The 18,704-nt window shown below is 69.9% G+C and carries 13 protein-coding genes and 1 tRNA gene; 10 read left to right on the top strand and 4 right to left on the bottom strand.

From position 1 onward, the window contains the following. Window positions 1-19: 19 nt before the first annotated feature. Genes gltB through pyk form a run of 3 tightly spaced genes read left to right on the top strand, consistent with a single transcriptional unit; the run spans window position 20 to window position 7,559 of the window. On the top strand, window positions 20-4,597 hold the full coding sequence (gene gltB / locus QNO26_RS07080) for a glutamate synthase large subunit (RefSeq protein WP_257638354.1): 4,578 nt from the start codon (window positions 20-22) through the stop codon (window positions 4,595-4,597). Continuing rightward, window positions 4,590-6,056: a glutamate synthase subunit beta gene (locus QNO26_RS07075; RefSeq protein WP_257531046.1), complete on the top strand. Its 1,467-nt coding sequence runs from the start codon at window positions 4,590-4,592 to the stop codon at window positions 6,054-6,056. The genes gltB and QNO26_RS07075 overlap by 8 nt, the downstream gene beginning before the upstream one ends. Window positions 6,057-6,110: 54 nt before the next feature. Beyond that, on the top strand, window positions 6,111-7,559 hold the full coding sequence (pyk, locus tag QNO26_RS07070) for a pyruvate kinase (protein WP_257531048.1): 1,449 nt from the start codon (window positions 6,111-6,113) through the stop codon (window positions 7,557-7,559). Between the two features lie 59 nt (window positions 7,560-7,618). Here pyk and QNO26_RS07065 read toward each other — a convergent pair. After that, a tRNA-Leu gene (locus tag QNO26_RS07065) sits at window positions 7,619-7,699 on the bottom strand. Window positions 7,700-7,787: 88 nt separating this feature from the next. Here QNO26_RS07065 and QNO26_RS07060 point away from each other — a divergent pair. Beyond that, complete coding sequence (locus QNO26_RS07060) at window positions 7,788-8,375, top strand: ANTAR domain-containing response regulator (RefSeq protein WP_257493765.1); 588 nt, start codon at window positions 7,788-7,790, stop codon at window positions 8,373-8,375. Between the two features lie 123 nt (window positions 8,376-8,498). Here QNO26_RS07060 and QNO26_RS07055 read toward each other — a convergent pair whose 3' ends face one another. Next, entirely contained in the window at window positions 8,499-8,921 is a 423-nt protein-coding gene (locus tag QNO26_RS07055; RefSeq protein WP_257531050.1) for a hotdog fold thioesterase, read from the bottom strand. A gap of 48 nt (window positions 8,922-8,969) precedes the next feature. Between QNO26_RS07055 and polA the strand changes: the two genes are divergently transcribed. From polA to QNO26_RS07035, 4 genes are all read left to right on the top strand, one after another. Then, complete coding sequence (gene polA / locus QNO26_RS07050; protein ID WP_257531051.1) at window positions 8,970-11,609, top strand: DNA polymerase I; 2,640 nt, start codon at window positions 8,970-8,972, stop codon at window positions 11,607-11,609. A gap of 47 nt (window positions 11,610-11,656) precedes the next feature. Further along, window positions 11,657-13,330 (top strand): DUF885 domain-containing protein, encoded by a 1,674-nt coding sequence (locus QNO26_RS07045; RefSeq protein ID WP_257531052.1) that lies wholly within the window; start codon window positions 11,657-11,659, stop codon window positions 13,328-13,330. Between the two features lie 279 nt (window positions 13,331-13,609). Continuing rightward, window positions 13,610-14,971 (top strand): MFS transporter, encoded by a 1,362-nt coding sequence (locus QNO26_RS07040; protein ID WP_257638353.1) that lies wholly within the window; start codon window positions 13,610-13,612, stop codon window positions 14,969-14,971. Window positions 14,972-15,004: 33 nt separating this feature from the next. Beyond that, window positions 15,005-15,775, top strand: coding sequence for an SGNH/GDSL hydrolase family protein (locus tag QNO26_RS07035; protein ID WP_257531056.1), 771 nt, complete (start codon window positions 15,005-15,007; stop codon window positions 15,773-15,775). Here the strand turns inward: QNO26_RS07035 and QNO26_RS07030 are convergent. Further along, window positions 15,757-16,317, bottom strand: a complete 561-nt coding sequence (locus QNO26_RS07030) for a dihydrofolate reductase family protein (protein ID WP_257531058.1) — start codon at window positions 16,315-16,317, stop codon at window positions 15,757-15,759. The two genes, QNO26_RS07035 and QNO26_RS07030, sit on opposite strands and share 19 nt — an antisense overlap. A 121-nt stretch (window positions 16,318-16,438) precedes the next feature. On the opposite strand from QNO26_RS07030, the gene QNO26_RS07025 reads away from it, so the two are divergent. Then, window positions 16,439-16,699: a DUF6458 family protein gene (locus tag QNO26_RS07025; protein ID WP_257531060.1), complete on the top strand. Its 261-nt coding sequence runs from the start codon at window positions 16,439-16,441 to the stop codon at window positions 16,697-16,699. A 50-nt stretch (window positions 16,700-16,749) separates the two neighbouring features. Beyond that, a complete protein-coding gene (locus QNO26_RS07020) occupies window positions 16,750-17,493 on the top strand; it encodes a formylglycine-generating enzyme family protein (protein WP_257531062.1) in 744 nt (247 codons plus the stop codon). Between the two features lie 81 nt (window positions 17,494-17,574). Here the strand turns inward: QNO26_RS07020 and QNO26_RS07015 are convergent, their stop codons facing one another. After that, window positions 17,575-18,678 (bottom strand): saccharopine dehydrogenase family protein, encoded by a 1,104-nt coding sequence (locus QNO26_RS07015; protein ID WP_257638352.1) that lies wholly within the window; start codon window positions 18,676-18,678, stop codon window positions 17,575-17,577. Between the last annotated feature and the right edge of the window lie 26 nt (window positions 18,679-18,704).

Here is an 18,704-nt window from a genome sequence, read left to right as displayed (position 1 = left end):
CAGAGTGAGGACGGCAGGTATGCCTTCGAGCCCCCGTCACGACGCCGGATCCTTCGCGGCGTTCCCTCCCCGTCAGGGGATGTACAACCCGGCCTTCGAGAAGGACGCGTGCGGCCTGGCGATGGTCGCGACGCTGCGCGGCCACGCGGGACACGACATCGTGGAGCTGGCGCTGACGGCGCTGCGCAACCTCGAGCACCGCGGCGCCATCGGCTCCGACGCGGGCACGGGCGACGGCGCCGGCATCCTCACGCAGATGCCCGACGCCTTCCTCCGCGCCGTGGTGGACTTCGAGCTGCCTCGCGTGGGGGAGTATGCCGCCGGCATGGCCTTCCTGCCGCGTGACCCTGACGCACGACAGGCGCTGAAGCACGGCATCGAAGAGCTGGCGGCCCGCGAGGGCCTGACGGTTCTGGGCTGGCGCGAGGTGCCGACCGCCGACGACAACCTCGGCAAGCTGGCGTACGACGCCCGCCCCGCGTTCGAGCAGCTGTTCCTGTCCCGCCCCGCCATCGGTGGTGCACCGGCGTTGTCCGGCATCGACCTCGACCGCCGTTCGTACCGGCTCCGCAAGCGCGCCCAGCATGAGTTGGGCGCGTATTTCGTCTCCCTGTCCAGTCGCACCCTCGGCTACAAGGGCATGGTCACGACCCTTCAGCTCGAGCCGTTCTACCCGGACCTGCAGGACGCCCGCTTCGCATCGGAACTCGCCGTCGTGCATTCGCGCTACTCGACGAACACGTTCCCGTCGTGGCCGCTCGCGCAGCCGCTGCGCATGCTCGCCCACAACGGCGAGATCAACACCGTCAGCGGCAACCGCAACTGGATGCGGGCGCGCCAGTCGCAGCTCGAATCCGAGATGCTCGGCGACATGCGCCCGCTCATGCCCATCTGCACCGAGGGCGCGAGCGACTCCGCATCGTTCGACGAGGTGCTGGAGCTGCTGACGCTCACCGGCCGCAGCCTGCCGCACGCGATCATGATGATGGTGCCGGAGGCCTACGAGAAGCAGGCCGACATCGCACCCGACCTGCGCGCGTTCTACGACTACCACTCGATGCTGATGGAGCCGTGGGACGGCCCGGCCGCTCTCATCTTCACCGACGGCACGCTCGTCGGCGCGACCCTCGACCGCAACGGCCTACGTCCGGGCCGCTGGACCGAGACCACCGACGGCCTGGTCGTCATCGGCAGCGAAACCGGCGTGCTCGATTTCGAGCCCTCGCGCATCAAGCGCCGCGGCCGGCTCAGCCCTGGCCGCATGTTCCTCGTCGACACCGCGCAGCGCCGCATCGTGGAGGACTCGGAGATCAAGGCCGAGCTGGCCGCGTCGCAGCCGTGGGAGCTCTGGCTGCGCCAGCGCCTGCAGCTGTCTGAGCTGCCCGAGCGCGAGCACATCGTGCACCCGATCGCCTCGATCACCCGCCGCCAGCGCACGTTCGGGTACACCGAGGAGGAAGTGCGCATCCTCCTCACCCCGATGGGGCAGAACGGCGCCGAGCCGATCGGAGCGATGGGCTCGGACACGCCCATCGCGGTGCTCAGCGAGCGGCCCCGGCTGCTCTTCGACTACTTCGTGCAGCAGTTCGCCCAGGTCACCAACCCGCCGCTGGACTCCATCCGCGAAGAGGTCGTCACCAGCCTGCGCGCCGGGCTCGGACCCGAGCGCAACCTGCTGTCGTACGGCCCGGACCACGCCAGGCAGATCACGCTGGACTTCCCGGTCATCGACAACGACGAGCTGGCGAAGATCCAGAACATCGAACGCACCATGCCCGGCCGCCGCTCGGTGACCCTCAAGGGGCTCTACCACTTCGACGCCGGCCCCGACACGATGAAGGCGCGCCTGGACGAACTGTGCGCCGAAGCAGAGCAGGCCATCGAGGACGGGGCGGAGTTCCTCATCCTCTCGGATCGCGACTCGAACAAGGACCTGGTCCCGATCCCGTCGCTGCTGATGGTCTCCGCGGTGCACCACCACCTGATCCGCAAGCAGAACCGCATGAAGGTGGGCCTCGTCGTCGAAGCCGGCGACGTGCGCGAAGTGCACCACGTCGCGACCCTCATCGGCTACGGCGCCTCAGCGGTGAACCCCTACCTGGCGATGGAGACGGTCGAGTACCTCGTGCGCGCCGGGTTCATCACCGGCATCACGCCGGAGGAGGCCGTCACCAACGTCATCTACGCCCTGGGCAAGGGTGTGCTGAAGATCATGTCGAAGATGGGCATCTCCACGGTCTCCTCCTATGCCGGCGCCCAGACCTTCGAAGCGGTCGGCCTCTCGCAGGAGTTCATCGACGCCTACTTCACCGGCACCGAGAGCAAACTCGGCGGCATCGGGATCCGGGAGGTCGCCCTCGAGAACCAGGCTCGGCACGACTTCGCCTACCCGCAGGACGGTGCCGCACGGGCCCACGAGCGGCTGTGGACCGGGGGCGAGTATCAGTGGCGTCGCGACGGCTCGCCCCACCTGTTCAACCCCGACACGATCTTCCGACTGCAGCACTCCACGCGCACCCGCCGGTACGACATCTTCCGGGAGTACACCAAGCTCGTCGACGACCAGGCGCGTGAGCTCAAGACGCTGCGCGGCATGTTCACGCTGCGCAGCGGCCTGCGGCCCCCGGTGCCGATCGACGAAGTCGAACCGGTCTCGGCGATCGTGAAGCGCTTCTCCACCGGGGCGATGAGCTACGGCTCCATCTCCAAGGAAGCCCACGAGACGCTGGCGATCGCGATGAACAGCATCGGCGCCAAGTCGAACACCGGTGAGGGCGGCGAAGACGTCGAACGCCTGCTCGACCCCCAGCGGCGCAGCGCGATCAAGCAGGTGGCCTCGGGCCGTTTCGGCGTCACGAGCATGTACCTCACCCACGCTGAGGACATCCAGATCAAGCTCGCGCAGGGTGCCAAGCCCGGCGAGGGCGGTCAGCTTCCCCCGGCGAAGGTGTACCCGTGGATCGCCCGCACCCGCGGCGGCACCCCCGGCGTCGGCCTCATCTCGCCGCCGCCGCATCACGACATCTACTCGATCGAAGATCTCAAGCAGCTGATCTTCGACCTCAAGCGCGCCAACCCGAAGGCACGGGTGCACGTCAAGCTGGTGAGCCAGTCGGGCATCGGCGCCGTCGCCGCGGGTACCGCCAAGGCCCTCGCCGACGTCATCCTCGTCTCGGGGCACGACGGGGGAACGGGCGCGAGCCCGATGAACTCCCTCAAGCACGCCGGCACGCCCTGGGAACTGGGGCTCGCCGAGACACAGCAGACGCTCATGCTCAACGACATGCGCGACCGCGTCGTGGTGCAGGCCGACGGTCAGCTCAAGACGGGCCGTGACGTCATCGTCGCCGCCCTGCTGGGCGCCGAGGAGTTCGGCTTCGCCACGACGGCGCTGGTGGTGGAAGGCTGCATCATGATGCGGGTCTGCCACCTGGACACCTGCCCGGTCGGCGTCGCCACCCAGAACCCGGTGCTGCGCGACCGCTTCACAGGCAAGGCCGAGCACGTCGTGAACTTCATGGAGTTCATCGCCCAAGAGGTGCGCGAGTACCTCGCCGAGCTCGGCTTCCGCTCGCTGGATGAGGCGGTGGGTCGTGCCGAGCTGCTCGACGTCAACGGCGCGATCGCGCATTGGAAGGCCAGCGGACTCGACCTCGCGCCCCTGCTGCGCGGACCGGCCTTCGCCGAGACCGCCCCGCGCCGCAACATCCGCGGCCAGGATCACGAGCTGGACGAGCACTTCGACGTGCAGCTCATCGAGCGGGCGCAGGACGTGATCGCCCACGGCGGGCAGATCACCATCGACCTGCCGATCCGCAACACCGAGCGGGCGGTCGGCACCATGCTCGGCAACCGCGTCACCCTCGCGCACGGTCAGAACGGCCTGCCGTCGGGGTCGATCATCGTCAACCTGACCGGTTCCGCCGGGCAGTCGTTCGGGGCGTTCCTCCCCGCGGGCATCACCCTGCGGCTCGAGGGCGACTCCAACGACTACGTCGGCAAGGGCCTCTCGGGTGGACAGATCGTCGTGCGTCCCCCTCGGGATGCCGCCTTCGACGCCTCCCGCAACGTCATCGCCGGCAACGTCATCGGCTACGGCGCCACCCAGGGAACGATGTTCCTGCGCGGCGTCGTGGGGGAGCGGTTCTTCGTCCGCAACTCCGGTGCGACAGCGGTCGTGGAGGGGGTCGGCGATCACGCGCTGGAGTACATGACCGGCGGTCTCGCCGTCATCCTCGGCGCCACCGGCCGCAACCTCGGCGCCGGCATGTCGGGCGGAAACGCCTACATCTACAAGCTCGACCGCGATCTGGTGAACCGCGAGTCGCTCGCCAGCGGCGAGCTGGAGCTGCTGGAGATGGGCTCCGGCGACATCGAGATCCTCCGCGACCTGCTGCTGCAGCACGTCGCGGAGACGGATTCCGCTCTCGCGGCATCCCTGCTGGAGAACTTCGACACCGAGGCCGCGAACTTCGTGCGGGTGGTGCCGCGCGACTACGCCGCGGTGCTGCAGACCCGCCAGCAGGCGGCGGCAGAAGGACTGGACCCCGACGGCGACGTCGTCTGGAACCGCATCATGGAGGTGACGGGTGGCTGACCCGAAGGGCTTTTTGAAGGTCACCGAGCGCGAGCTGCCGCCGCGGCGCCCCGTGCCGGTGCGCATCCTCGATTGGAAAGAGGTGTACGAGCCCGGCGACTCCGCCGTGCTCCGCCGCCAGGCGGGCCGCTGCATGGACTGCGGCGTGCCGTTCTGCCACAAGGGATGCCCGCTCGGGAACCTCATTCCGGAGTGGAACGACCTCACGTGGCGCGGTCAGACGCGCAGCGCGAGCGAGCGGCTGCACGCCACCAACAACTTCCCGGAGTTCACCGGTCGACTGTGCCCCGCCCCCTGCGAGAGCTCATGCGTGCTGGGGATCAACCAGCCCGCCGTCACGATCAAGCAGGTGGAGGTGTCGATCGCCGAGGAGGCGTTCTCCCGCGGCTGGGTCCAGCCGGAGCCGCCGGAGCGGTTGACCGGCAAGACCGTGGCCGTCGTCGGCTCCGGCCCCGCCGGCCTCGCCGCGGCACAGCAGCTGACGCGCGCCGGCCACACCGTCGCCGTCTTCGAGCGCGACGATCGCATCGGTGGGCTGCTGCGCTACGGCATCCCGGACTTCAAGATGGAGAAGCGCCACCTCGAGGCGCGGCTGCGCCAGATGCAGGACGAAGGCACCCGCTTCCGCGCGGGCGTGGAGATCGGCAGGGACATCACCTGGGACCAGCTGCGTGCCCGCTACGACGCCGTCGTGGTGGCCACCGGCGCCACGGTGCCGCGGGACCTTCCCATCCCGGGACGCGACCTCGCCGGCGTGCACTTCGCGATGGAGTACCTCGTCGAATCGAACAAGGCCGTCGCCGGTGACCAGGTGCCGCACCAGATCTCCGCGCAGGGCAAGCACGTCATCGTCATCGGCGGCGGCGACACCGGCGCGGACTGCATCGGCACCGCGCACCGGCAGGGCGCGCTGAGCGTGACCAACCTCGCGATCGGCGTGCAGCCTCCCACCGCCCGTCCCGACCACCAGCCGTGGCCGATGACCCCGACGCTGTTCGAGGTGACCTCTGCCCACGAGGAGGGCGGGGAGCGGGCATATCTGGCATCCACCGTCGAGTTCCTCGGGAACGACGTGGGCGAGGTGCGCGCGCTGCGGGTGGCGGAGACCGAGTACGTCGACGGCCGCCGCGTGCCCAAGAGCGGCACCGAGCGGGAGATCCCCGCGGACCTCGTCCTCATCGCGATGGGCTTCACCGGTCCCGAGCGGGAGCACCTCGAGGAGCAGCTGCAGGCGCAGTTCACCCCGCGCGGCATCCTCGCCCGCGACGAGGACTACCAGGCGACACACCCGGGCGTCTTCGTCGCCGGGGATGCCGGGCGCGGTCAGTCGCTCATCGTCTGGGCCATCGCCGAGGGCCGCGCCGCGGCCGCAGCAGTGGACCGTCACCTCATGGGCACCACCGAGCTGCCGTCGCCCGTGCGACCCACTGACATCGCGATCGGGTTGCAGCCCGCGTAGGCTGGACCCGGCAGCACGCAGGCCACAACCCCGAAAGACCGGAGCACATCCACGATGAGACGCGCGAAGATCGTCGCCACTCTCGGCCCCGCCACGTCCACCTACGAGATGGTCCGCGCGATCATCGATGCGGGTGTCGACGTTGCGCGATTCAACCTGAGCCACGGAGACTATTCCGTCCACGAGAACAACTTCGCCAACGTACGGAAGGCCGCACAGGATGCCGGCCGCGCCGTCGCCGCGCTGGTTGACCTCCAGGGCCCGAAGATCCGCCTCGGCAAGTTCGCCGACGGACCGCACCAGCTCGCCGTCGGCGATGTCTTCAAGATCACCACCGAGGACATCGAGGGCACCAAGGAGATCGTCTCGACGACCTTCAAGGGACTCCCCGCCGACGTCAGCCCTGGCGACTTCCTGCTCATCGACGACGGCAAGGTGCGCGTCGAGGTGACCGAGGTCGAGGGTCCCGTCGTGACCACCAAGGTCATCGTCGGCGGCCCGGTGTCCAACAACAAGGGCATCAACCTGCCGGGGGTCGCCGTGAGCGTCCCCGCCCTGTCCGAGAAGGACGAGGCAGACCTCCGCTGGGGTCTGCGCGCCGGTGCCGACCTCATCGCGCTGTCCTTCGTGCGCAGCGCTCAGGACGTCGAGCGCGTGCACGAGATCATGGCGGAGGAGGGGCACCGCGTGCCCGTCATCGCCAAGATCGAGAAGCCGCAGGCCGTGGAGAACCTCGAGGAGATCATCGACGCCTTCGACGGCATCATGGTCGCCCGCGGTGATCTGGGTGTCGAGCTGCCGCTCGAGGCTGTGCCGATCGTGCAGAAGCGCGCGGTCGAGCTCTGCCGCCGCATGGCCAAGCCCGTCATCGTCGCCACGCAGATGCTCGAGTCGATGATCAACAACCCGGTGCCGACCCGCGCCGAGACCAGTGACGTCGCCAACGCGGTGCTCGACGGCGCCGACGCGGTCATGCTCTCGGGCGAGACCAGCGTCGGGGACTACCCCGTCGTCGTCGTCGAGACGATGGCCCGCATCATCGAGTCCACCGAAGAGCACGGCATGGAGCGCATCGCGCCGCTGAACACCAAGCCGCGCACGCAGGGCGGGGCCATCACCCTCGCCGCGATGGAGGTCGCGGACTTCGTCGACGCCAAGTACGTCTGCATCTTCACCGAGTCGGGCGACACCGCACGCCGCATGTCGCGGCTGCGGCCCAAGTTCCCCATGATCGGGTTCACGCCCGAGCCGGCGATCCGCCGCCGGATGGCGATCACGTGGGGCGTGCAGTCGGCCATCGTCGAGCACGTCGCGCACACCGATCTCATGTTCATCCAGGTCGACGACTACCTGCTCTCGCACAAGCTGGCCGAGGTCGGCGACCGGGTCGTCGTGATCTCCGGATCCCCTCCCGGGATCATCGGCTCGACCAACGACATCCGCATCCACAAGGTCGGCGACGCCGTTCACGGCAAGGCGCCCATCTACAAGGCCGAGCAGTAAGGCCTGAGGCGGAAAGCAGAAGAGGGATGCCGGCCGGCATCCCTCTTCTGCTTTTCTCGTACCGGTGGTGGGAGTCGAACCCACACGTCCGAAGACAACCGAGTTTGAGTCGGTCGCGTCTGCCATTCCGCCACACCGGCAGGTGCCTGAACGACGATACCGCAGTGGCGGGGGCGTACCTGGCTCTAAGATGGACAGGTGACTGAGTTGGACGAGAACGCCACCCCCATGGCCACGGCACCGCGACGCGTCGTGGTCGCCGAGGACGAATCGCTGATCCGCCTGGACATCGTGGAGATCCTCCGCGACAACGGCTTCGACGTCGTCGGCGAGGCGGGAGACGGCGAGACGGCTGTGCAGCTTGCGACCGAGCTGCGGCCCGACCTGGTGATCATGGACGTGAAGATGCCCGTGCTCGACGGCATCTCGGCCGCCGAGAAGCTCAGCAAGGCGCACATCGCGCCGGTCGTGCTGCTGACGGCGTTCAGCCAGAAGGAGCTCGTCGAGCGGGCCACCGAGGCCGGTGCGCTCGCATACGTGGTCAAGCCCTTCACCCCCAACGACCTGCTGCCGGCGATCGAGATCGCCCTGGCACGCTACGAGCAGATCATCACGCTCGAGGCCGAGGTCGCCGACATGGTCGAGCGCTTCGAGACCCGCAAGCTCGTCGACCGCGCCAAGGGCCTGCTCAACGAGAAGATGGGCCTGACCGAGCCCGAGGCCTTCCGCTGGATCCAGAAGGCGTCGATGGACCGCCGGCTGACCATGCAGGACGTCGCCAAGGCGATCATCGAGCAGCTCGCCCCCAAGAAGTAACGAGACACCGCTTTACGGCGGAGACCCCTCGCGGTGCGGGGGGTCTCCGCCGTTTTCGCGGTGTCTCAGGCGGCGGATGCCGCGGGGGGAGCGGGATGCTCGGAGTGGCCCCGGTGCGGTCGCTCAGAGGTCCTTGATCAGGTTCGTGATGCGGATGGTCGAGCAGCGTCGCCCGGCCTCGTCGCTCACCGCGATCTCGTGCACGGTCATCGCGCGACCGAGATGGATGGGGGTGCACACCGCCGTGACGATGCCGCTGGTGGCCGAGCGGGTGTGCGTGGCATTGATGTCGATGCCCACCGCCAGGCGCCCCGGACCCGCGTGCAGGTTGGCGGCCATCGAACCGAGGGATTCGCCCAGCACGACGTACGCGCCGCCGTGCAGCAGACCGACGGGCTGCGTGTTGCCCTCCACGGGCATGGTGGCGACGCACCGCTCGATCGTGAACTCGGTGAACTCGATGCCCATCTTCTCCGCCAGCGCCCCCATACCGCGCTCGGCGACCCACTCGAGTCCGTGCTGCGTCGCGGCGTGCTGATCGGTCATGTCCTGCTCTCGGTTCGGGCTGTCCCACCCGCTCGTTAGGCTGGGTGGGTGACGGATGCCGCAAAGCCTACCCTTCTGATCGTCGACGGCCATTCCCTGGCATATCGGGCGTTCTTCGCCCTCCCGGTGGACAACTTCACCACCAAGGACGGGCAGCACACCAACGGGATCTACGGTTTCCTGTCGATGTTCGTGAACCTGCTGAAGGCCGAGAAGCCGACGCACGTCGCGGTGGCCTTCGACACCTCGCGCCAGTCGTTCCGCACGCGCGAGTACGCCGAATACAAGGCGAACCGCTCGGAGTCGCCGGCCGAGTTCAAGGGCCAGATCCCCCTGCTGCAGGACTGTCTGCGGGCCATGAACATCACGGTGCTGCAGAAGGAGGACTTCGAGGCCGACGACATCCTCGCCACCCTCGCCACCGAGGGCGCCGAGGCCGGCTTCGACGTGCTGGTCTGCTCGGGTGACCGCGACACCATCCAGCTCGTCAACGACGACATCACGCTGCTGTACCCCAGCGTGCAGGGCGTGTCGCAGCTGAAGCGCTACGACCCCGCGGCGGTCGTGGAGAAGTACGGCCTGCCGCCGGAGATGTACCCCGACATCGCGGCGCTCGTCGGCGAGACGAGCGACAACCTGCCCGGCGTGCCGAAGGTGGGGGAGAAGACCGCGGTGAAGTGGCTCACCCAGTACGGCTCGCTCGACGAGCTGCTCGCGCGCGCCGACGAGATCAAGGGTGTCGTGGGCGGCAACCTGCGCGAGCACCTCGACGACGTGCGCCGCAACCGCACCCTCAACCGCCTGCTGCGCGATGTCGAGCTGCCCGTCACGCCGCAGGACCTGGTGGTGCAACCCCTCGACGCGCAGGCGGTGCGCGACATCTTCGCCCGTCTGGAGTTCCGCACGCTGCTGCCGCGCGTGTTCGAGGCCGCGGGCGTCATCGATCCCGGCGACGGCCCCGAGGCGGCGCCCGCGAAGGCCGCGCCGACGCCGGTCGAACCGGATGCCGCGGGACTCGCGGCCTGGCTCGACGATGCCGCGGGTGAGGTCGGCCTGACCGTCGCCGTCGAAGGGGGTCTGCCCGCCCGCGTGGGCCTGGCGACCGCCGATGCCGCCGTCGAGGTGGCGTGGACCGACGAGACCACAGCCGTGCTGCTGCCGTGGCTGGCCTCGACGGCGCCGAAGGTGATGTCCGACGCCAAGTCGCAGGTGAAGGCGCTGCGCCGTGCCGGCGCGGTGGTCGATGGCCTGGTCTTCGACGCGCTGGTGGCCGGCTGGCTGCTGCGCCCGAGCTTCCCCGACAAGAGCCTGGCCGATCTGGTCGACCGATACCTGGGTGAGAAGCTTCCCGAGGCGGACCCCACGCAGCTGGTTCCCGAGACGGAGGGCGCAACGCCCGGCCAGGTGTCATGGTTCACCCTGCGCGTGGCCGATGCGCTGCGCGACGAGCTGCCCGCGGGTGTGGCATCCGTCCTCTCCGACATCGAACTGCCGACGCTGCTGACCCTCGCCGACATGGAACTGGCCGGCGTCAGCGTCTCGCACGAGAAGCTCTCCGGGTTCTCCGCCGAGCTCGCCGCGCGCGCCGACACGATCGCGCAGCAGGCCTACGCCACCATCGAGCGCGAGGTGAACCTGGGATCGCCCAAGCAGCTGCAGGAGGTGCTGTTCGAACAGCTCCAGCTGCCGAAGACCCGCAAGACGAAGACCGGGTACTCCACGGATGCCGCCGTGCTCGCCGATCTGCAGGAGACGAACCCGCATCCCTTCCTCGACCTGCTCCTGCAGCACCGTGAGGCGACCAAGCTGCGGCAGATCATCGAATCGCTCGACGCCGCCATCGCCGACGACGGGCGCATCCACACCACGTACGTGCAGACCGGCAGCCAGACCGGTCGCCTGTCGAGTACCGATCCCAACCTGCAGAACATCCCGATCCGCACCACCGAGAGCCGCCGCATCCGTGCCGCGTTCGAGGTGGGCGAAGGCTACGAGACGCTGCTGACGGCGGACTACTCGCAGATCGAGATGCGCATCATGGCGCATCTGTCGGGCGATCCCGGCCTCATCGAGGCGTTCAACTCGGGCGAGGACCTGCACCGCTTCGTCGGCGCGCGGGTGTTCGGCGTCACGCCGGAGGAAGTCACCCCCGCGATGCGCACGAAGGTCAAGGCCATGTCGTACGGCCTCGTGTACGGTCTGTCGGCGTTCGGGCTGTCCAAGCAGCTGCGCATCGAGCAGTCCGAGGCCAAGGGCCTGATGCTGGAGTACTTCGCCCGCTTCGGCGCGGTGCGCGACTACCTGCGCTCATCGGTCGAGCAGGCGAAGATCGACGGGTACACCGAGACGATCTTCGGTCGTCGTCGCCCGTTCCCCGACCTCTCGAGCCCCAACCGGGTGCTGCGGGAGAACGCCGAGCGCGCAGCGCTGAACGCCCCCATCCAGGGCAGCGCCGCCGACATCATGAAGATCGCGCTGTTCCGCATCCATGCCGAGTTCGCCGAGCAGAACCTGCGCTCGCGCGTGCTCCTGCAGATCCACGACGAACTCGTGGTGGAGGTCGCGCCGGGGGAGTGGGATGCCGCCGAGCGGATCGTGCGCGACCGCATGGGGGATGCCGCGCAGCTGTCGGTGCCGCTGGATGTGCAGATCGGCCGCGGCGCCGACTGGGACGAAGCAGGTCACTGAGCGGCGCCGGTTCGTGTCTGCGTGCCACGGCGTTCTAGGCTCGGAGCATGACTGACACCTCACGCCCCACGACCCGGATCGACCAGATCGCGGACGCATGGGTGGACACGCTCGCCGAACTGTCTCCGATGCTGGCGACCTACATCGGCCGCACCGAGTACAACGACCGCTTCGACGACCTGTCGCCCGCGGGTACGGAGCGCTCGGTGGCCGCCGCCCAGGCGACCCTCGCCGAGCTCGAGTCCGCCGAACCGGTCGACGACATCGACGTGGTGACCAAGGAGGACCTCAGCCGGGAGCTGCGCCTGCAGCTGGAGCTGCACGAGGCGAAGGCGCATCTGCGGGACCTCAACGTCATCGCCTCGCCCGCGCAGGACCTGCGCCAGGCATTCGACCTCATGCCCACTGACACCGTCGACGACTGGGCCGTGGTCTCCGCCCGACTGAAGGCGCTGCCGCAGGCGATCGCGGGGTACATCGAGACCCTGCGCGAGGGTATCGCCGAGGGTGTCGTCCCCGCACGCCGTCAGGTGCACGAAGTCATCACCCAGATCGGCCGTTACACCGACGACAACGGCTTCTTCGCCGAGTTCGCCGCCGAGGCCGCTCCCGCCGAGGGGCACCTGCCGGCATCCCTCGCGCGTGAGCTCACCGACCACAGCAACGCCGCCCGCGTCGCCTACGAGTCGCTGTCGTCGTTCCTGAGTTCCGAGCTCGCTCCCGAGGCGAGCGAACAGGATGCCGTGGGCCGTGAGCTCTATGCGCTGCACTCGCGCCGTTTCCTCGGCGCCGAGATCGACCTCGACGAGACGTACGAGTGGGGGATCGAAGAGCTCGCGCGCATGGTCGCCGAGCAGGAGTCCATCGCCGCGCAGATCTCTCCCGGAGCGACGGTCGAAGAGGCCGTGGCACTGCTGGAGGCAGACCCCGCCCGGCAGCTGCACGGCGCTGAGGCGCTGCAGCGGTGGATGCAGGAGACCAGCGACCGCGCCGTCGAGGAGCTCGGCCGCACCCACTTCGACATCGCCGAGCCCATCCGCCGGCTGGAGTGCATGATCGCGCCGACCAACGAAGGCGGCATCTACTACACCGGTCCCACCGACGACTTCTCCCGCCCCGGCCGCATGTGGTGGTCCGTGCCGGAGGGCGTCGACCGCTTCGACACCTGGCGCGAACTCACCACCGTGTACCACGAAGGCGTTCCCGGCCACCACCTGCAGATCGCACAGGCCGTGTACAACCGCGCGCAGCTCAACAGCTGGCGTCGACTGCTGGCCGGCACGAGCGGGCACGCCGAGGGCTGGGCGCTGTACGCCGAGCGGCTCATGGAGCAGCTGGGCTACCTCGACGACCCCGCCGATCGCCTCGGCATGCTCGACGGCCAGCGCATGCGCGCCGCCCGCGTCGTGCTCGACATCGGCGTGCACCTGCAGAAGCCCCGCCTGGACGGCACCGGCACGTGGGACTACGACTACGCGCTGGAGTTCATGCGGCGCAACGTCAACATGTCCGACGAGTTCGTGCAGTTCGAGGTCAACCGGTACTTCGGCTGGCCGGGACAGGCGCCGGCGTACAAGGTCGGCCAGCGCATCTGGGAGCAGCTGCGTGACGAGGTCGCCGAGCGCGAGGGCGAGAACTTCTCGATCAAGCAGTTCCACAAGCGCGCCCTCGACATCGGCGGCGTCGGCCTCGACACCCTGCGCGCCGCTCTGCGCGCCTGACCCCCGGTCGTTGAGCGAGCGCAGTGCCCCCCGGTCGTTGAGCGAGCGCAGCGAGACGAAACGCCCCGTGCCCGCCGGGGGACCGCGTTTCGTCTCGCTCGCTGCGCTCCCTCGCTCAACGACCCGTAACCTCGCGGTTCGTTGAGCGAGCGCAGCGAGACGAAAAGCCCCGTGCCCGCCGGGGGACCGCGTTTCGTCTCGCTCGCTGCGCTCCCTCGCTCAACGACCGGCCAGTGTCACGCGCGCGCCACCGCCCCCCGGCATCCGTACGATGACGGTATGACCGAAGCCGTCGCGATGCCCGCCACCACGTCGGAGCGCCTGGACCGCCTGCCGTTCACCCGCCGCCACCTGCGTGTGCTCACCGGCTCGGGAGTCGGCTGGGCGCTCGACGCGATGGACGTGGGGCTGGTGTCGTTCATCATCGCCGCCCTCGCCGTGCAGTGGTCGCTGGAGCCGGGGGAGACGGCGTGGATCGCCTCGATCGGCTTCGTGGGCATGGCGATCGGCGCGAGCCTCGGCGGCCTGCTGGCCGACAGGTTCGGCCGGCGGCAGGTGTTCGCGCTCACCCTGCTGGTCTACGGGGTGGCGACCGGGGCGAGCGCGCTGGTCGGCGGACTCGGCATGCTGCTCGTGCTGCGGTTCTTCGTGGGCCTGGGGCTCGGCGCCGAACTGCCGGTCGCCAGCACGTACGTCAGCGAGTTCGCGCCGGCGCGCATCCGCGGGCGTCTCATCGTGATCCTCGAGGCGTTCTGGGCGGTGGGCTGGACCGCCGCAGCCCTCATCGGGTACCTCGTGATTCCCGGGTCGGATGACGGCTGGCGCTGGGCGTTCCTGCTGGGCGCGATCCCCGCCGTCTACGCGATCATCGTGCGCTGGAGCCTGCCGGAATCGCCGCGGTGGCTCGAGCGGCGGGGGAGGGTCGCCGAAGCCGACGCCATCACCCGTACCTTCGAGGATGCCGCGGGCACGGAGCCCACGACGACTGGGGCTGCGGCGGTACCGGGCGAGCGGACGGCCTCCCCGGCAGCCGTGCGCGCGGGGGAGCGGCTGGCAGGCCTCTGGGCACCGGAGTTCCGCGTGCGCACGGCGAGCCTGTGGGCGGTGTGGTTCTGCGTCAACTTCTCGTACTACGGGGCGTTCATCTGGATCCCGACGATCCTCGTCGCGCAGGGCTACGACCTGGTGCGCTCGTTCGGCTTCACCTTGCTGATCACGCTCGCCCAGCTTCCCGGCTATGCGGTCGCCGCCTGGCTGATCGAGGTGTGGGGCCGGCGCCTGACGCTGTCGGTGTTCCTGCTGGGCTCTGCGGTAGCCGCGGTGCTGTTCGGCACCGCCACGGGGGAGGCCGCGATCATCGCCACGGGCATGGCACTGTCGTTCTTCAACCTGGGCGCGTGGGGCGCACTGTACGCCGTCACCCCCGAGATGTACCCCACGTCGCTGCGCGCCACCGGCTCGGGCTGGGCGGCGGGCGTCGGCCGCATCGCGTCGATCCTCGCGCCGCTGACCGTCCCGCCGCTGCTGCTCCTCGGAGGCGCCCCGGTGCTGTTCGTGGTGTTCGCGGCCTTCTTCGCCATCGCCGCCGCGGCGGCCTGGGGACTGGCAGACCGGCGCGGGCAGGCACTGGACGACCGCTGACCCGAGCGGGTATCCCGCGCTTAGGCTGGACGGATGGCATCCGTGCGTTACGTCGCGATCGGCGACTCATTCACCGAAGGCGTCGGCGACGAGCTGCCCGACGGCCGGCCACGCGGCTGGGCAGACCTCGCGGCACAGGGGTGGGCGAACGCCCTGGGGGAGCCGATCGAGTATGCCAACCTCGCCATCCGGGGCAAGCTCATCGATCCGATCGTCGCGGAGCAGCTCGAGCCGGCGCTCGCGCTGAAGCCGACGCATCTGTCGTTCAACGGCGGCGGCAACGACATCCTGCGGCCGCGCGCCTCCGTCGAGCGCGTGGTCGACGCGTTCTCGCAGGTGCTGCGCCGCTGCGACGAGGAGGGCGTGCAGCTCATCCTCCTCTCGGGAGCGAATCCGTCGGGCCAGCTGCCTCTGCGCCGCGTCATCCAGCGACGCGGCGACCTGCTGTCGGCGGCCGTCGAGCAGCGCGTCGCCGGCCGCCCCGACATCGTGCGGGCCATGAACTGGCCGGATCGCGAACTCTCCACCCCGCCGTACTGGTCGGAGGACCGCCTGCACATGAATCACCGAGGACACCACCGCGTCGCGGCGCGCGTGCTCGATGCCCTGGGGCTGAACGTGCCCGCCGAGTGGTGGGCGCTGCCGGACCTGCCGCCGCCCGGGCTGCGCGGGGCGGCGTACTACCGCGCCCACGTCGCGCCCTGGGTGCGCCGGCGCCTCACGCGCACGTCCTCCGGTGACGGGCGCCACCCGAAGTACGCGGAGTGGACCGAGATCAGCCCGACTCAGGAGCGCACGGCGTAGGTCACCTCGGCGAACTGGCCGGCGCGGCGCACGCCGGTGAGCGTGAGCCGGTCGGCGCCCAGCCGGCGGGGGAGCAGTGGCTTGCCCTCGCCCAGCGTCGCCGGGGCGACCGACACCCGGATCTCGTCGAGCAGGCCCGCGTCGGCGAACTGGCCGGCGAGGTCTCCACCTCCCACGACCCAGACGTCGCGCTCGCCCGCCGCGTCGCGGATCTGCGGCCAGATCGCTGTCACCGGACCCGACGCGAAGCGCACGTCGGCACCAGGGACGGCGGGAAGTCTGCGGGTGGTGAAGACCCAGGTCGGGCGCTGCCCGTAGAACGCCGGCCAGCGCTCGGGGTGCTCCAGCAGATCTTCGTGCCGCAGCACCCACTCGTAGGTCGCCGAACCTTGCACGAGCACGCCGATGCCGTCGAGGAACCTGTGGAAGTCGGCATCCCCACCCTCACCGCCGGGTACGGCGAAGAGCCAATCGAGGGAGTCGGAGGCGTCGGCGAGGTATCCGTCGAGTGTCGTCGCCGTGTAGAAGATCACGCGTGCCATGGACGCCACGCTAGCGCGCACGCCCGACAGGGCACATCGCGGGGGCCGGTGTCAAGTAGTCCTTGCCACGCCCGCGCCTCCGGCAGTATTCCGGAAGTCACCTGACCCGAAAGGAACTGCCATGAGCATCGGAGCCGGAATCGCGCTCTTCGCCATCGGAGCGATCCTCGTCTTCGCCGTCAATGTGGAGGTCGACTTCGTCAGCCTCGACATGATCGGCTACATCCTGATGGGCGCCGGCGCGCTGGTGGTGCTCATCGGCGTCGTCCTGCTCGCGCGTCGCCGCTCGACCGAGACCGTGTCGCGCACGGCGGTCGACCCCGCCGCGGGCGAGCGCGTCACCCGCCGGTCGACGACGACCTCGGGCGACGAGGTCGTCTGACCCAGCCAGCACAACCGGTGCCCCCGCGCGACCGCCGTTAGAGTGCCCCTGTGGGCGACATCGAAATGGCACGGATCGCCGGGGGCACCGTCATGCTCCACGACGCGCGGCGCGAGCGGCGGTGGAAGGTCACTCTCGAGCCCTTCGAGATCGGCGTGTATCCGGTCACCCGGGAGCTGGTCGCGGAGCTGCTGGGGGAGCAGGCGCCCCACCCGCGGCGGCCGGCGACCGATGTGAGCTGGCTGCGCGCCGTGCGCCTGTGCAACGCGGCATCCGAGTGGGAGGGCTTGGACCCTGCGTACACCTTCGAGGGCGAAGAGGTCACCTGGCACGTCGACAGCGACGGCTACCGGCTGCCCACCGAGGCCGAGTGGGAGTTCGCGTGCCGAGCGGGCTCGACGGGGGCCCACTACGGACCGCTCACCGAGGTGGCCTGGACGGCGGCCGACGGCTGCACGACGCCGCAGAACGTCGGCGGCAAGCTGCCGAACCTCAACGGGCTGTTCGACACCCTCGGCAACGTCTGGGAGTGGTGCTGGGATCTGCTCGATCCGGCGCGATACGGCGATTATCGGGTGTTCCGCGGCGGCGGGTTCGCCGACGACGCCTGGAGCGTGCGCGCCTCCACCCGCCGTGGGGGCGCCCCGCGTGCGCACCACGAGGATGTCGGGCTGCGTCTCGCACGTGGCGGGTTCGACGCGGTGGATGCCGCGCAGGGCTGGTCCGCGGCGGCCGACCGCGAGCGCGCGCTCATCGACGAGCCGCTGCCGTCGGGGTGGACGCCGCGACGGTAGACGCGGCTCGCGGGAGCTTCGAGTGTCACCCGTCGTGGCCCCGGGGCACGGGAAGCGACAGCGGTGGACACCTGACCGGCGTCAGCGCGGAAGCTCCGCCAGTCCCACGTCGCGGCACATCTGCTCGAGGCCTTCGCGCCCGAAGGCGGCGAGGGGGCCCGTCACCCCCGCAGCCTGTGCCTTGCCCTCGAGCAGCCCTTCCGCCCCGCTCGCCATGAGCTCGGCGGTCAGGTTGTACGTGCTCGGCCCTTCCAGATGCGATTCCGCGAGCGTGGCGCCCTTCGCATCCGCGGCGATGGCGACGACGTAGCTGCGCGTGTTGGCGCGTTCCGCCTCGTCCGGCCCCCGCGAGGTGTCGTCGCCCGCGGAGGCGAGGCGTTCGATCAGCGAGCGGCCCCCGGGGATGGCCACGACGGCCCCGATCACGCGCGATGCGACGGGCATCACTCGTGCGATCCCGGAGAACCAGCCGTTGTAGTCCTCCACCGTCTTCAGCCCGGGGTAATGCTCGGGGAGGAAGAGCGCTTCGGTGCCCGACACGAGGATGCCGGTGCGCTCGTCGCCGCGCACGTCGAAGCGGTGCGTGCGACTTCCGGTGCGCACCTCCTGCACATGCCCGTCCCGGTGCACGACCGTCGGGAGCAGGATGCCCTCGGCCATCGTCGCCCGCGTACCGCTGCTGATGCCGTTGCGCATCGACCCCGTCGCGAAGTAGCCGACGCGCACCGCGGTGACCCCCGCGCCGGACCGTTCGATCGCCAGCGCGCCGGCCAGCATCCCGGGGACGTAGTCGAAGCCGAACGCCGGGAGCATCGTGACGCCGGCGGCACGCGCCCGCTCATGGTGACGGCGCTGCAGCTCGCGGACGAACCCGACTTCGCCGGTGGTGTCGACGTAATGCGCGCCGGCATCGACGGCCGCCTGGGCGGCCGCCCAGCCGAGGCGCTCGAACGGACCCACCGTCGTGATCAGCACGTCGCCGGGTTCGAGCAGCCCGGCCACGTCGGCGGCGACGGTGGCATCCACCGTCCGCGTCCCGAGCTGCCCGTGCCTGGCGGACACCGCCGCCAGCTTCGCGGCGTCACGGCCGGCGAGGAGCGGCTGGCGCCCGCGCCGCACCAGCGACTCGACGATGAGCTCTCCGGTGTATCCCGTCGCTCCCAGAACCACGATCTTGGCCGGCATCGTTTCCTCCTCCGGGAGCACGGGCG

Origin of the sequence: Microbacterium sp. zg-Y1090, from assembly GCF_030246945.1 — a bacterium.
GTDB lineage: Bacteria > Actinomycetota > Actinomycetes > Actinomycetales > Microbacteriaceae > Microbacterium > Microbacterium wangruii.
Note: the sequence above shows the minus strand (reverse complement) of the source record. Positions and strands in the feature narration are given on the sequence as shown.